This window comes from Pandoraea sp. LA3 (assembly GCF_022696215.1).
In the GTDB taxonomy this organism is placed as follows: Bacteria; Pseudomonadota; Gammaproteobacteria; order Burkholderiales; family Burkholderiaceae; genus Pandoraea; species Pandoraea capi.
Genome location: NZ_PTPY01000014.1, coordinates 66,898 through 83,767 on the forward strand (window position 1 = coordinate 66,898; position 16,870 = coordinate 83,767).

The 16,870-nt window shown below is 66.3% G+C and carries 5 protein-coding genes; 4 read left to right on the forward strand and 1 reads right to left on the reverse strand.

Annotated features, from left to right (window positions below; all coding sequences use genetic code 11):
- The first annotated feature begins 94 nt into the window (after positions 1–94).
- From C5N93_RS01160 to C5N93_RS01175, 4 genes are all read left to right on the forward strand, one after another.
- Positions 95–814: an STN domain-containing protein gene (locus tag C5N93_RS01160; protein ID WP_242557984.1), complete on the forward strand. Its 720-nt coding sequence runs from the start codon at positions 95–97 to the stop codon at positions 812–814.
- Positions 815–1,330: an RNA polymerase sigma factor gene (locus C5N93_RS01165; protein WP_242557985.1), complete on the forward strand. Its 516-nt coding sequence runs from the start codon at positions 815–817 to the stop codon at positions 1,328–1,330.
- A gap of 88 nt (positions 1,331–1,418) precedes the next feature.
- The gene (locus C5N93_RS01170; RefSeq protein WP_242557986.1) at positions 1,419–2,468 is read left to right on the forward strand and encodes a FecR domain-containing protein; all 1,050 of its coding nucleotides are present in this window, start codon (positions 1,419–1,421) and stop codon (positions 2,466–2,468) included.
- A gap of 266 nt (positions 2,469–2,734) precedes the next feature.
- On the forward strand, positions 2,735–16,435 hold the full coding sequence (locus tag C5N93_RS01175) for a filamentous haemagglutinin family protein (protein WP_242557987.1): 13,701 nt from the start codon (positions 2,735–2,737) through the stop codon (positions 16,433–16,435).
- Positions 16,436–16,504: 69 nt separating this feature from the next.
- Here C5N93_RS01175 and C5N93_RS01180 read toward each other — a convergent pair.
- Positions 16,505–16,870: hypothetical protein (locus tag C5N93_RS01180; protein ID WP_242557988.1), on the reverse strand; the 366-nt coding region annotated here is incomplete at its 5' end.

Sequence of the window (16,870 nt, forward strand, 5' to 3'; positions counted from 1 at the left end):
AAATGATTAGTGGGCTAACGGGGGAACGGCGGCTGCCATGCGACCGTCGGCCATGCAAAAGGCCCATCGCCCGACATGACCGCTATTGCTCGTAATGACCGTTACTGCCTGTTCACGCCCGATCACATGGCGTGCGACGGCGAGCGTGCTGGCGGGGTGGCTGTTGGCGGGCATGTCGTGCGGCCCGATCGCCTTTGCCCGGACGGCCCTGCCACCGGCGCAGTCGTTTGAGATCCCGGAGTTGCCATTGAAGGACGCGCTCGCCCGCTTCGACGCGCTCACGCGCATGTCCGTCTTCTACCCGTCGTCGCTGGTCGAAGGCCGCCGCTCGCACGCGGTGTCGGGCGTTCACGCCCCGCATGAGGCACTCGATACGTTGCTCGAAGGCACGGGCGTGATGGCTGAGGCGACGGCCGAGAACGCGTTCGTGCTGGCGCCGTCGGGCACCGTGGCCGCGAACGACGACGCGTATGCCGGCGCTGCGCCGCGTGCGCCGGACTATCACGGACAACTGCAAAGCGCGGTGTGGCACGCGCTCTGCGCCGCCCCCTCGCTTTCGCCCGGCGCGTATCGTCTGGCGATGACCGTTCAGGTCGGCGCGAATGCGAGGGTGGCACGCGTGCGTTTGCTCGATACCACGGGCGACACGCATCGCGACGCAGCCATCGCGCGACGTCTGCAAGGGCTCGACGTCGGACGGGCGCCTGCCGATACCGCGCGACCGTTTGTGCTGCTTCTCCTGCCTTCCCGTGCCAACGATTGCGCGCAAGCCGCATGTGTACCGCCGCCGTGTCGGGCGACGACGGAGCGCTAGATGGTCGACACGCCCCGCGCCTTCCTGCGCGATCTGCTCGCGCAGCGTTACGAGGATCTCAAACGCAAGCTGACCTGGCGTCTGGGCTCGGCCGAACTGGCCAGCGATGCGTTGCATGACACCTGGGTCCATCTCGACGACCGGGCCGACCGGCAGAGCGACGTGAAGAGTTCCGGCGCGTATCTCATGCGCATCGCGATGAATATGGCGTTCGATCGTGTGCAGCGCGAGCGCCGGTATATGAGCGACGACGAGATCGATGCCCTCATGACAGAGTTCGTCGATCCGGCGCCGGGGCCGGCGCAGACCATCGAAGCACGCGACGAGATCGCGCTGCTTGAACGACTGCTGGCGGATCTGCCGCCACGCCGCCGCGCGATCTTCATTGCCGTGCGCGTGCACGAGATGTCCAACGAAGACGTGGCGCGCCGCTTCGGGGTGTCGCCGCGTCTGGTCGGGCTGGAACTCAAGCGAGCGCACGAATACTGTGTGGCGCATATGCCGAGGTCCGAATGAGTGCGGCATGGCCCAGGGAATTGCCGATGGCATGCGCGAAAACCGTCTCATGGAGTGAGACCTTCCGTCTCGTGCGAGAGGTGACGCCATGATGTCGCGATTCCGTTCTTCGTTGCCGCCGAAGCGGCGTCTCGATGCGACCGAGCGTCAGGCGATGACGTGGGTGCGGCGCATGGCCGCGGGAAAGATGACGCATGCCGAGGGGGACGCCATGCGCGAGTGGGCGCGTCGTGATCCGGCGCATGCGCAAGCGCTGGCGAATGCCCATCGTCAATGGCAACAACTGACGCAGGCCGCGCAGCAGACGGCGGCAGCAGAGGCCACTGCGGCGTGTCCTGCCCCACAGCGCAAATCCTCCACCGCCACGGAGACCAGGGCCGGACGTAAGGCCGGGCGCGGCTTCGATCCGCGCCGGCGCTGGCTGCTGGCGGGTACCGCGAGCGCCTTTGCGACGGCAGCGGGTGTCGCCGTCATCGGCGCGCCATTGGGCTGGCTGCCCGGCGCCGTCGCCATGCGTGCGGACTTCCATACGGGCACCGGCGAGCAGCGCACCGTTGCGGTGGCGAGCGATGTCTACGTCGAATTGAACACGCGCACGAGTGTGGCGCTGCGCAGCGGGATGGCGTCCGGCATGCCGGGCATCGATCTGCTTGCGGGAGAGGCTGCCGTTGACACGACGCTGGCCGCGACGCCCTTCGAGATCGTTGCCGGGGCAGGTCGCACGGTCGCGCATCGGGCGCGCGTAGAGGTGCGCAATGTGGCCGACAAGGTCTGCGTTACCTGTATCGATGGCACGGCGGAGGTCGTGCACACGGCGGGGCGCGTGCAGATGCGCCCGCATCAGCAACTCGTCTACGACGCTCACGGGCTGCAATCGCTCGTGAATGTCGCGGCGGGAGAGATGCCCGCATGGCGCGAGGGCTATCTGCGCTTCTCCGACGTGCCGCTTGGCGACGTGATCGACGAGATCAACCGCTATCGTCCGGGCAAGGTCGTGCTTCTGAAGGAATCGCTCGCCACACGTCCGGTGACGGGGCGTTTCGCCATTCGTTCGCTCGATGTCGCACTCGGCCAGATCGAGCATTCGCTGGGCCTGACCGCTCGCACCTTGCCGGGCGGCATCGTCCTGCTGGCCTGATCTGCTTTCCGTCGACCAGCAGATGACGCCATCGGTGCGTTGTCGGCCAACGCACGTCGTGACGGTTCGGTCGTGTCACGAAAGATTCAAATAAATCCTTGCCGATTGCGTCGCGCGGAAGGGTCTTAGTCCCGAGAGCGTCAAGTGTTCCCTATGCAGTCCTATGCATAGACGCTTGGACGAAAACTGCCAGTGGCTGTTCGCTGGCGTTGTCGCGAGGCAACGTCCCGCAGCCGTACGAGACGACAGACGGGATTGAAATCATCATGCGAAAGCGCGTAGCTCCTTCTTCGCCCCTCACCGCCGCCATGCCTGCCACGCGCGCCCGTGCGCCGCGTCGCCTGCGCGTACTGCCGGTGCTGCCTGTGCTGCCTGTGCTACGAGTTCGACCGCTCGCACAAGCGGTCGCGGTGTTCGCCGCCAGCAGCGCCATGATCGGGGCGGCTCACGCACAGCAGGCGTTCAGCAACGCGTGGTTCGCCGCACGCGGCGCAGCGCAGACGACGGCGGCGCAAACGGGGCGTCTGCCGAACGGCATGCCCGTGTCGTCGCTGCAAAACCCAGGCGAACAGCAGCAGCGCGCCAATCAGGCGTTGCAGAACTCCATCGCCAATCTCGCCACGGCGGCGCAGGGCATTGCCGCGATGCAGGCGGCACAGACGGCGGCGCGTCAGGCGGCAGCGGCGTCACCCGAGACGATTCCGGACGGTTTGACCGAAGGCGGCCTCAAGGTCGACACCCACAGCCTCACCGCTGGCTGGGTCAACGCGAAGAAGGACATTGCGCAGTCGCGCGACGCGGCGGGCAACACCAACGTCAGAATTGAACAGACGGGCGAGAAGGCCATTCTGAACTGGGAGACGTTCAACGTCGGGCGTCGCACGACGGTCGAATTCGCGCAACAGCCGGGTTGGGCGGTGCTCAATCGCGTGAACGATCCGAACGCGCGGCCGAGCCAGATTCAGGGGCAGATCAAGGCCGATGGCACGGTCGTCATCGTCAACCGCAACGGCATTCAGTTCTCGGGCACGGCGCAGGTCGACACGCGCAACCTCGTGGCGGCGGCCGTCGGCATGACGAACGACCAGTTCAATCGCGGGCTTTACGGCACGGCGATATCCGGCGCGACGGTGCCCACGTTTGCAAACGATCTTAGCGTAAGCGGTTCGACGATCGCCCATGGCGCGGCGACGGCCGATGTCGTGGTCGATGCGGGGGCGCGCATCAACACGCGGAAACCGCAATCGGTGACCGAAGGCGGCGGGTATGTGTTGCTGCTCGGTCGCGAGGCACACAACCGTGGGACGATCGTCACGCCGTCCGGACAGACCGTGATCGCCGGGGGCGATGCGTTCACCATTCGTCGCGGCATGGGCACCGACGGCAATCCGAATTCCAGCACGCGCGGCAACGAGGTCGAGCCGCGTTTCGTCGCCGGTTCTGCCGCTGGGCGCGTGAGCAACAGCGGCCTGATCGCGTCGCAACTGGGCGACATCACGCTCGCCGGGCGTAACGTCGAGCAGCGCGGTGTCCTGGTGTCGAGCACGTCGGTCAATACGCGCGGCACGATTCATCTGACGGCCAGCGGCGATGCGAACGCACAAGTGAAGCTCGCGCAGGGCGCGGTGACCGCGATCTTGCAGGATGCAGCCGGCGATACGGCACTCGACGTGCAACGCGCGGCGCTGCTTGCCGAAACGGCGAAGGTCGCGGAGGCGGGGTTGTACAACCGTCGCGACCAGTCGCTCGTGCAGGTCGTGTCCTCAGCAGATGTGCTGTTCGACAGCGACTCGCTCACGCTCGCCACCGGCGGGCAGATCAACGTCGCGGTAACGCGTCGCATGGTCGCGATGGAACGCGCGAAGCTCGACGTATCGGGGGCCGTCGGCGTGCAGGTCGCGATGTCGGCGAACAACCTCGAGATCAGCGTGCAGGGAAACGAGCAGCGCGACGCGCCGACCAACCGCGATTCGGCGTTGCTCAACAACCAGATGCTCTTCATCGACCGTCGCTATCTGGTGCGGGTGCCTGCCGGTACGCAAGGCTATTCCACGGATCGCTGGTACACCCCCGGGGGCCTGCTCGAAGTGAGCGGCTATCTCAACACCGCGCAGCACGGCGTCGGCGAATGGGCCGCGCAAGGCGGCACGGTGCAACTGGGCGGCGCAGAAGTAGTGACGCGTGCGGGGTCGCTCATCAATCTGGCTGGCGGCACGCTCGACGTGCAGACCGGCATGATTCGTCAGAGCTGGCTGCGCGGGGCGGACGGGCAGCTCTATCGCGCGGACAATGCGCCGGGCGATCTGCGTTATCTCGGTGTGTATCGCGGTTTTGAAGTGACGCACGCGCGCTGGGGCAAGAACACGACCGAGGCATACGCCACGCCGTTCGTCGCACCGGGCGCACGACTGGAGAACGGCTATACCGTGGGCCGCGACGCGGGACGCCTGATCATCGCCAGCTCATCGGCCGTCCTCGAAGGCGATGTCGACACGTCGGTGTATCAGGGGCCGCGTCAGGCGCAGGCGCCCGACAAGACCCGTTACGACGGCTATCTCCAGTCGCAACTGGCGGCCGCACGCGGCGCGCAGTTGATCGTCGGCAACATGACGCCGTTCTACGACGAAACGACGCTGACGCTGCGCGACAGCCCGTCGGCCGTGGTGCGCAGCATCGATGTGGGCGACATTCAGGCACTCGCGGCGAGCATTGCCCTCGATGCGCCGAATGACGCCGCCCGTACGGGTAAGATCTCACTCGATGCGGGATGGCTCAACCGTCAGCACTTCGGTGGCGTAAAGCTGCTGGCGAGCGAACGGTTGACCGTCAGCCGCGACCTTCGCGTGGCCGATGGCGGCGACGTCGCCCTGCACGCCACGCGGGTGAATCTCGAGGCCAACGTGACGGCGCGCAGCGGCAACATCGTCGCGGGCAACATCGTGACGCAGATGGTCACGGGCGTGGCGGGCGGCGTGTGGATGGACAAGACCATCGCCGACGGGGCGCCGGTCGGTGAGCCGTACGTGAAGGTCGCCGATGGCGTCACGCTCGATACGCGTGGCGTGTGGAGTCGTGTCGACGAAGGCGAATCGGGCACGCGCGGTGTGCCGTATGTCGACGGCGGCAACGTCGTGTTGTCGAGTTCCGGCGATGTCCGTCTGCTGCCGGGCAGCGTCGTCGACGTGTCGTCGGGCGCGGTGTTGATGTCGAACGGCTCGGTGCGCGGCGGCAAGGGCGGCAATGTATCGCTGCTCGCCAGCCAGTACGATCTCGACGGCAAGCATTCCGGAGAGTTGCACGTCGACGGCGAATTGCGCGCCTACGGCGTGAGCGGCGGCGGCACGCTCAAGCTCGACACGGGCAACGGCATCGTCATCGGTGGCCCCGGGTTGAAGACCGACGGCTGGCTGGCGGCTGGCGAGACCTTGCCGTTCGGCGTGACGCTGTTGCAGGACTACACGATCAAGGCCGGCACGATAGCACCGGTCGACTACAAGCAGACGCTCACACGTGCATTGCCCGGAGCGGCCTTGCCGTCGGCACTGGCGTTCAGCGCCACGAATCCTGTCGTGACGGCGGCCGACTGGACGATTCCGGCTGCCGCCACCGGCAACTTCGCCATCTTCGACCAGAACAACCGCGCCTATCGCTCGGGGCAGGTGTTGCCCGCCGGTTCGACCATCACGCGCTCGTTCGGCACGCCGGCCACGACGTTTGTCGTGCCCGCGAACGTGTTCCCGAACGGTGTGCCTGTCGCCGCGTACAACGTTGTCGCCAAGGCGGGTACGCCGTTGCCCTTCGACGTCAAGCTCGCCAGCGGGGCGCTGGTGCCTGCGGGGCTGACGACGACCGAAGCGGTGCGGGTCGCATCGCCCACGACGCTCGATGCACAGCTATTCACGACCGGCTTCTCTCGCTATGACGTCAACGGACAACTCGGGGTTACCGTTGCCGACAACGCCCGGCTTTCCGTTGTCATGCCAGTGCTGAACGCGGATGCCCTGGCCGCGCGAGACGCGCAAAGCGGCAGCGATCCGTCGCGCGTTCTCAGCCGGTATCTGCCGCCGGTGTGGCAGAGCGATGCCGTCAAGGGCACGATCAGTCAGCGCGGCGGTGCGGACCTCGTCATCAATGCGGGAACGTCGTACAAGCGCGCGCAGGTGCGCGTGGGCGAGGGGGCGGTGGTTGCCGTCGACCCGGGGCGCAGCATCACCATCACCGGTAACGATCAGATCACGGTGCTCGGCGGCCTCCGTGCGTCGTCAGGCGTCGTGAGCCTGTTGCCCGGCACGTTCGGCACAGGCAGTAACGCGGATCTGCCGGACGGCGTGTTCAATGCGCGCTCGATCTGGCTGGGTGGCACTGCGTTCATCGATGTGTCGGCACAACCGTTCACGGCCCAGAGTGCGTCGGGCGCGCTCACGGGCAAGGTCGCGGCGGGTGGCACGATTCAGATCGGTGCGAAGTACGTGGCCGGCGCGACGAAGGTCGATGCGGCGGACGCGTTCGTGATCGTGCGCCCCGGTGCAAGGCTCGATGCGTCCGGCACGGCAGCGGACATCGATGTACCCGGGCAGGGCCGCACGCGGGTGACGAGCAACGGCGGCGTCATCTCGCTGGCGTCGGCGCGCGGTCTCTACCTCGACGGCGACATGAAAGCCGCTGCGGGCGGCGCGGGTGCCGCGGGTGGCACGCTGAACGTGGTACTCGAAGCGCTCAACTACGGCCCGGTCGACCGGGCGACGCTCGCCGGCGCCAACGTGGAAGATGCCGTGCGGGTCGCGCGCGAGATGATCATCGCGCAGCAGCAGGGCGCCAGCGCTCTGGCGGACTCGCTGCGTGCCGGAGCGACGGGCGGCGGACTGGCGATGGGCAACGCGAGAATCGGCGTCGATCGCGTTGCGGCGGGCGGCTTCGACAATCTGTCGTTGCTCGCCAACGGCATGATCGACTTCGACGGCAACGTCGATCTGTCGATGAGGCAGAGCCTGCGTCTGACGGCGAGTTCGTTCGGTCAGGCGGCGAACGCGCGTGGCAGCGTCGTCAAGCTCTCGGCCCCGTATGTGCAGCTCGCCGGCGCATCGCGCGCGCAGGGCGAAGGCTTCCTCATGCCGAACCCGGTGAAGGGGTCGAAGAACGCCGTGGGCAGTGGTGTCTTGGGAGCGCCGTTGCCTGACGACGACGCGACGTTCGACGTCAATGCTTCGCTCATCGATCTCGCCGGGCCTATGCAGTTCGGGACCGCCGGGAGCATTGTGATGGGCAACGGCGGGCAGACCGAATACCGTCGTGCAGCATTTGGCGACGTGACGTTGCGCAGCACCGGCGACCTGCGTCTGCTCGACAAGTCCGAAGTGTATGTGCCGGGCAATCTCAAGCTGGCATCGGCGCAGCTCTATCCGGTGTCGGATGCCACGGCGAAGCTCGTCGTGGGGCAGCGGACCTACGTCAATCAGTGGAACGCGAACGAAACGCGGCTGGACCCGGCGCGTACCCTGACTATCGAACGCGTGGGCGACACGTTGCCGTCGCAGCCGTATTCGGTGTTCGGCAATCTCACGCTCAACGCGCCCACCATCCGGCAAGGCGGGGTGGTGCGCGCCCCGATGGGCACCATCACCTTCGGGGAGATGGGCAACCTCCAGGTCAACAGTTATCTGCACCTGCTGCCAGGCAGCGTGACGTCCGTGAGCGCGGCGGGCCTGACGATACCGTACGGTGGCTCGCTCGACGGCCTGAGCTATCTCTACGACGGCGTCGATGCGAAGTTCGCGCTTGCCGGAACGGGACCATCCATCTCCGCCTACACGCATTCGCTGGGGGTGGACGAAGGCGCTGTTATCGACCTGTCGGGTGGCGGAGAGATTCGCGGCGCCGCTTTCCTGACCGGCCGAGGCGGCTCGGTCGACGCGCGGTTGTCGCCGCTCATGCAGGTCGTGCAGTCGGGCAACAAGGCGAGCTTCCGTTTGCCGTCGCTGTCGACCAACCCCGTCTACGCGATCCTGCCGGGGACGCAGCAAGCTTATGCGCCGGTCGTCAAGGACACTGGCGCGCTCGCACCGATGATCGGACAGCAGATCACCATCGGCGATGGCGTACCGGGACTGCCTGCGGGCACTTACACGCTGTTGCCGTCGTCGTTTGCGTTGCTGCCCGGCGCGTATCGCGTCGAATTGCAGAATGGCGTGACCTCGCAAGCCGGTATGGCGCCGCTCGCCATGCGTAATGGCTCGCTGACGTTGCCTGCGCAACTGAGCGTGAACCACACGGGCATTCGTAACGTCACGCCGACGCAAGCCGTCCTTACGTCGGGCGACGTGTTGCGTTCGTACTCGCAATACAACGAGATGAGCTACGCGGACTTTGCCCGAGCCGGGGCGGCGCGCGACGGTGTGCCGCGCTCGCTGATCGAGGCCGATGCCAAACGTCTCGATCTCTACTTCCTCGGTGACAACTACATCGGTAAGGTCGACGGCCTGCCGTCGTTGCGTTTCGACGGGCGTGCGAACGTCGCGCCGGGCAAGGACGGTTATGGTGCGAGCCTGATGGTGAGTTCGCCATTCAGCGGGAAGTTCGAGATTCTCGGGGCGGGCGGCACGCCGACGAAGGGTGACCCGCTGCTCGTATCGCTGTTTGCCGATGAAATCAACAAGATTGGCGTGGCCCGCATGGGGATCGGCGGGTTGCCGGAAGTCAGTGCCGACGGACAAGGCGCGCTCGCGGCGACTACCGCGTATCTCGACCGCACCGGTCGCGGCGCCGTCTACTCGGTGACGTTGCGCGACGGCGCGATCTTGCGCGCGGGCGAGGTCTTCATCGTCACGAAGCAGAGCACGTCCGGCATCACCATCGAGCTGGGCAGCGGGATCAACACCCTCGGTTACGGCATGCAGATGTGGGATGCCACCACTGGCTATACCTATTCGCCGGGCAAGGCGGGGGTGCTCGCGGTATCCAACGGGCGGATCGCGCTGCTCGCACCGACACCGGGCGATTCGTGGAACGGGGCGGGCTTCATCGATCTGGGCGTCTGTGCGGCAGGCGCGACGTGCACAGGCGATGCGCTGCTGCTGTCGGAAGGCTCGATTGCGGTGGCGACGGACAAGCGGTTCACGATCACCGATGCCGTGCGCTACGGCACGCGTCAGTTGTCGCTGTCGGTCGGTCGTGTGAACGTCGGTGAGCAGGCCTCGCTCGCGGCCCTCGCAGCCAGCGGGCGTCTTGCCGAAGGGCTGACGCTCAACCAGTCGGTGCTCTCGCGTCTGTTGCGTGGCGATACGGTGTACGGCGCGCCTGCGCTCGAGAGTCTGTCGCTCATTGCCCGCGACTCGATCAACTTCTACGATTCGGTCGCGCTCTCGACTATCGATGCAGCAACCGGCAAGTCCAGCATCGATACGCTCGTGCTCGGGACACCGGCGATCTACGGCTTCGGGGCGAGCGATGCCGTCGCGCGCATCCGCACGAACCGGCTGGTATGGAGTGGCGCGAAGTCACCCGCGGGCGCGATCGTGGCGGGCGGCGCAGGCACCGGCAATGGCCGTCTGATCGTCGACGCGAAAGCAATCGAGCTGGGCTACGGGCCGGGCACGCAGCGCGACGTCAACAACGCAATGAACCGTCTGGCGGTCGGCTTCTCGACGGTCGAACTCAACGCGAGCGAACGCGTGACGGCCAATCAGCGGGGCAGCCTGTCCGTCTATCGCTCGCAGGGCGCATGGAACGACACGAAGCAGGATTACGACTACAGCGGCGGCGATATCTTGGTCGATACGCCGATGCTCACGGGCGAAGCCGGTTCGGTGAGCCGCTTCAATGCGGGCGGGAACCTCTCGGTTGCCAATGCGAGCGGGCGCGCGAAGCCGGTGCTCGACAACGGTCTGCTCGTCTCGGCGCTGGGCGCGGAAGTCGCGCTCACGGCGGGCGGCACGGCTCAGGTGAATACGAATGTCGTGCTGCCGAGCGGGCGCCTGAGCGTGTCCGCGCTGGGCGACGTTTCGCTGGGCGACGGGGCGCAACTGGATCTGGCCGGACGCAAACTCGATTTCTTCGATGCCAGCAAGTACAGCTGGGGCGGCGACGTCATCGTCTCCAGCGCGAACGGCAACGTGCATCAGGCCGCGGGCTCGCGCATCGACCTGTCGGCGCAGTTCAACCGCGCGGGCAAGCTCACGGTCGCGGCTGTCGGGCCGACGGGCGGCGTCGTGTCGCTCGCGGGCAAGGTGCTCGGCAGCGCGAGCGGCGAGTATGACGCGGGCGGCACGAATGTCCCCTTCGCGGCAGGCGGACTCGACGTGCGGGCGCAGCGTATCGACGATTTCGTCGGGCTCAATACGCGTCTGAACGATGGCGGCGTGTTCGGCAGCCGCAACTTCCAGACGAAGCAGGGCGATCTTGTCGTGGGCGACGAGATCCGGGCGCGGGAGATATCGCTGTCGGTGGACGGCGGGCGTCTGGAGGTGCTCGGCAAGGTCGACGCGAGCGGCAGGCAGGCGGGTACGATTCGCCTGTCGGCCCGCGACGGTGTGACCATCGGCGGCAATGCGCAACTCGACGCGCACAGCACGACGCTGCGGCTCGACAGCTATGGCCAGCCGATCGAGGCGTCGAACCGCGCGGTCATTGAGATCAACGGGAATCAGGGGCGCGTGGTGCTCGCCGACGGCGCGCGTTTCGACGTGCGTGCCGGTACGGATGGCACGCCGTTGAACGTGGGGACGGTGGAGATCAGCGCTGCACGTCTGGGCGGGGCGACGGGCAATGACATCGCCATCGACGCAAGCGGGCGTGTCGTGATCGACGGCGCGCGTTCGATTACCGTCAATGGCATGCATCGCGATCCGAACGCGGCGCCGGGCACGGATACGTCGGTCGACGGGCGCGGGTATCAGGTCATCAACCAGGGCTATCTCGACAGGCTCCACGATCAGAGCACGACGTTCATGACGAACGCGCTCGCCAACGGCGCTTTGCTCACGCGTCTGGCCGGTCTGCGTCGATACTCGGATGCGTTCCATCTGCGCCCGGGTGTCGAGATCGTCAGCGCGACGCCCGACGGCGATCTGCATATCGATGGCGATATCGACATGTCGCGTTATCGCTACGCCAGCCTGAACCCGCACACGCAGATGACTGGCGTGTACGGCAGCGGCGAAGCTGGCGCGCTCATGATTCGCGCGGGCGGCAACCTCAATGTGTACGGCAGCGTGACGGATGGCTTCGATACCAGCAAGCTGACGTCGAGCCCCGACACGAAGGGCTGGGTGCTCACCAGCGGTAAGGCGGCGTGGGGCGGTGACGCCGTGGTGCCGGCCGGCGGGCTGGTCACGCTGGTGGCCGGCACGTCGTTCCCGGCGGAGCGCAAGCTGAACTACGACGTGCAGGTGAACGGCGCATCGTTGCCGGCCGGGGTGCGGCTGCCGACACGCGTCACGCTCACGGACAACGTCACGTTCCCGGCGGGGACGGTGCTCGGCGGCGCGGTGCGCGATGCGTCGGGCAATGTCGTCCATGCGGCGGGAACGGTGTTGACGTCACCGCTCACGGTGACCGGGGCCATGCAGCTCGACCCGGGCGTGATCCTGCCCACGCAGGCGTTTGTCGGACCGATGACATGGCCTGCGGGCGCCGTGATGCCGGTCAGTCTCGTGCTGGCGGGCGACGTTGCCCTGAAGAAGGGCGCGATCATCCCGGCGGAGACGGACGTGAGGCTCGCGAGCGGGGCGAAGTTCATCAACGTGCGACCGGCCGATGCCGACGGCAATCAGGGGCAGAACTTCGCCATCGCACCGATGCTTCAGCCCGGCTCGGCGTCGTGGTCGATGCGGCTGGTCGCTGGAGCCGACACGTCGGCGGCCGACCCGCGTGCGCTGCGTCCGTTCGCGAAGGACGGTCATCTGGTGCTCGCCGATACGCACTACGGCATGTCCATCGGGCAGTATCAGGTGCCGGGCACCGGCACGCCCAGCGTGTACCGTTGGGGCCCGGCGGGCGCCGACTACTTCGGTGCGACGCCGGGAGCGATCATCACCGAGGAGGAACTCCGGGCTTACGACCTCACCCCGGAGATGATCGAGTTCTGGAATTCCATCGGCGACGTGGTGCAGACGGTTGTGGCGGGCACGCCGCCGGTCATTGCGACGGGGGCGATTCCGGCGCGCGAACCGCTCTTCAGCGTTGTGCGCACCGGTACGGGCGATCTGGACATGCTCGCCGGCGGCAACTTCACGATGAATTCGCTGTACGGCGTCTACACGGCGGGCACGCAGGCGAAGGATGTGACGGGGGCTTACAACCTCGCACGTTCTAAAGTGAAGGGCGCCGCCGTGCTGGGGACGGGCGGCGGCGACTTCGAGAAGTACGTCGACGGGCAGGCACAGAGCCTGTATTCGGCGTGGTACCCCGAGCATGGGGGCAATCTGCTCGTGCGTGCGCAAGGCGATATTCGCGGTGACGCCACGGGATCGCGCGGGAATTTTGTCCGTGACAGCAGCTTTGGGTCGCCGCGTCAGCTCATCGAATCGTCCAACGTGGGTAACTGGCTGTGGCGTCAGGGCTCTGGCTCCGCGATCGCGCAAGGCGGCGTGCCGACGTCATGGTGGATCAACTTCGGCACCTACACGCCGGGGCGCGACAGCGGCGGCTCATATCTCGATAACGCGCCGTACTTGCTGGGCTTCACGGGACTGGGCACGCTCGGTGGCGGCAATCTGATCGTCGAGGCGGGCGGCAACGCCGGGTTGCTGGAGTCTCGCATGGGCGCGGGCTACCTCGATCCGCATTACTACGTCGCGCGCAGCGAAGGGCTCAACGTCGCCGTCGCGAGTACCGGACGCGTGTCTGCCGACGGCTCGCAGATCGTACTCACCGGCGGTGGCGATCTGGACGTTCGCATCGGCGGTGGATTGAACCCGGTGCGCGAAGTGCGTGCTGTGACGCAGGCCAACTCCGAGGTGACCGATCTGTCGATCTGGCGCAACGACAACCTCGGGCTGTACGGCTCGTTCACCAATCTGCGAGGGGCGACGCGTGTCGAAGCCGGCGCATTGGGAGGATTCGATGCCGTCTACGGCGGCACGGACATCCGCGAATCCCGGGCACGCGATGCGTTCACGGCAGGGCGCGGCATCGGCACGGGCGGCCCGACGCTGGTGCTCGGCGACTCGACCGCGCGCATCGACACGCGGGGCGATCTGGTCATCGGCGGGTATGGCGACGCCACGCGCATGCAGCAACGTACGAACGGCACGCCGTTCTCGGCGAACGGAGTGAACTACGGCGGCGAAGGGTTTAGCTGGTTCACGCTGTGGACGCCGTCGACGGCCATCGACCTGTTCAGTGCCGGCGGTCATCTGGTGCCGATCACGGCGATTGCCGACGCCAATCGTCTCACCGCCAACTATGGGGCGACGGACGGTCGCTTCGTGTTGCCCGCAACACTGCGGGCCGTCGCAGCGAGCGGCAGCATCTACAACGGCTATGCGGCAACGTACCTCCTGGATGAATCTCAGCAGCCGACCATCGGTACGACCCCGGCATTGCTCGCGCCGGAACCCGTCAGTTCGTTGTTCAAGGTCGCGGGCGACGGCGGGGCGCTCGAACTGATCGCAGGCAGTTCGTTGTACGGCGGCGGTTATCCGATCAGCCGGTCGGCGGCGGACCCGATGGCCTTGCCGACGGCGCAGCATCCGGCGTTCGCCGGGGGCATCGCGTCGACGGCGTTCGTCAACCGCGCCTATCTGACCAATGTGCGACAGGACGCGCTGGCGCCTTCCATCCTGTTCAGCTACGGCATTGACAGCGCGACGCGCTTCCCCCTGTTCAGTCTGACGCCGGCCACGGTCTCCGGCTACGACTTCTCCGGCATGGCGCCGGCGCGCTTCTATGCCGTGACGGGCGATATCGTCGGGTTGCACACCGGGAGCATCGACTATCGGGGCACGGTATTGCCGCAGCCGGGTACGGAGGCCACCTGGTATGAGGGCAACGGTGCCGTCACCATTCGTGCGGGACGCGATATCGTCAACTCAGGCACGCCGCTGGGCACTTTCCTTAGCACCAATGCCGATCTGTCAGGATGGAAGACGACGCCCGACTTCCGCGATCCGAACAATCCGGGGCGGCCGGATCGGGTTCTGGGCAGTGCCACGACCCGCGGCAATCTGATCGTGCACAACTCGGCAGACGACGTCTCGGTCATCTCGGCCGGACGCGATATCCGCTACAGCACGTTCTACATCGCCGGGCCGGGGTTGCTGGAGGTGACGGCCGGGCGCGACGTTTTCATGGGCGACAAGGCGGAGCTGCGCAGCCTCGGCGCGCTCGCCAATGTGACGGCGGGCGACCGGAGCAATGGTGCGGGGATTGCGGTGGCGGTGGGCGTCGGCCCGAAGGGACTCGATGGGGTGGACTTCAAGGCGTTCGCGGCGCGGTATCTCGACAAGGGCAATCTGGCGGATGCGGGACGTCCGCTCGCGGATCAGCCGGGCAAGGCGGTGGTCGTCTATGGCGGTGCGCTGACGCTGTCCGGATGGCTCGCGCAGGAGTTCGGATACTCCGGGGACGTGAGCGGTGCCGAGGCGTTTCTTGCGAGCAAGCAGGCCGATCTGGATCGTGCGAGTGCCGCAGCTGGGAACGCTGGCGGCGCCGCGAAACGGGACCTTCGCAACGAGTATGCGCAGCAGAGTCAGCTGTATCTGGTGAACTGGCTGACCACGCGCTTCGGCGATGCGACGAAGCGCAACGCCACCGGCGTCCACTTCGATGCGGGGGCGATGGACACGCGTCAGTTCTTCGATGCACTGCCGGCCGAGCAGCAGCGTGCTTATTTGCGTGACGTCTACTTTGCGGAGTTGCGGGCTTCCGGGCGTGAATACAACGATGCGACGGGCCCGCGTGCCGGCAGCTATCTGCGTGGACGTGAGGCCATCGCGACGTTGTTCCCGTCCGTCGACGAAAACGGTGCCGCGCGTAAGTACGACGGCAGCCTGACGATGTACAGCAGCGCGCAGTACTTCCTGGATAACGCGTATCGCGTATCGACGACGAGGCCGCAGGCAGGCGTGAAGTATCTGACGCAGGCGCAGTGGATCGCGCGAGGCAGTCCATCGGTCGGGGTGCCGCATTACGAAGTGCAGGATGCTGGCATCCACACCGACTTCGGCGGCGGCGTCAGTATCGTTGCGCCGGGGGGACGGACCCTCGTCGGGGTCGACGGCGGTTTCGTCCCGGATGAGGGCTCGGGGATTCTGACGCAGGGCAGGGGGAACGTCGACCTGTACTCGTTCGACAGCATCCTGCTCGGACAGAGCCGTATCTTCACGACGTTCGGAGGCAACGTCCTGGCGTGGTCGGCGCAGGGCGACATCAACGCGGGGCGCGGATCGAAGTCGACGGTGGTCTATACACCGCAGCGTCGTGTGTATGACGGGATGGGCATCGTTTCGCTCTCGCCGACGACGCCGAACACCGGGGCCGGTATCGCGACGCTCAATCCGATTCCGGAGATTCCGCCGGGCGACATCGACCTGATTGCGCCGCTCGGTACGGTGGATGCAGGGGAAGCGGGGATTCGCGTCTCGGGGAACGTCAACGTGGCGGCGCTGCGCGTGGTGAATGCCGAGAACATCCAGGTGCAGGGCAAGTCGGTGGGCGTGCCAACGGTGGCTGCCGTCAACGTGGGCGCGCTGACGAATGCGAGTGCGACGGCGGCGCAGGCGGCGTCTGCGGCGCAAGAGGCGGTGGCGCGCGATCGGGCGTCGGCACGTCAGAACCAGTCGTCGATCTTCAGTGTTCGGATGCTGGATGCAGGTGCGCAGACGGACAGCACTGGCAAACCGCGCGCCGACAATGGCCCGATGTTACGCTACGACCCGACGTCTCCCGTGCAGGTCGTGGGCCAGATGAATCTCTCCGAGTCACAGTTGCAGGCGCTGACGCCGACGGAGCGGAAGAACCTGATGCGGTGACGTGACCGCAGTTATATAGAGGAAGCTAGGCAGGCCGTCGCAAGACGGCCTGCCTTTGTTTGTGCGCCGTTACCCCTTCGTCCGTTCTCTATATATAGAGAGAAGACCCGTGGCGTCGCGTGGTCGGATCGAAGGAAAATGCGTGGTCTTCAAAATAGTTTCACAAAGTGCTTGCGCGTCTTCAAGAAGGTCATTAATATCTCGTCTCTCGCAACGACAGCGACGCAGCGAAAGCAGCGACGAAGTTGAAGTGGCGGGCTGGAAAGTCCGGTGGTTAGTGGTTTTAGAGCTTGTGAGTCGCTGCGGCGACGAACGAAAAGAGCGAAAAAAACTGTTGACGACGACGAGAAGCTGCGACATAATCTCACTTCTCTGCTGCTGATGCAGCGACGCAGAAAACGAAGCGACGGCGCGGTAAGTGTGCGACGAAGCGAG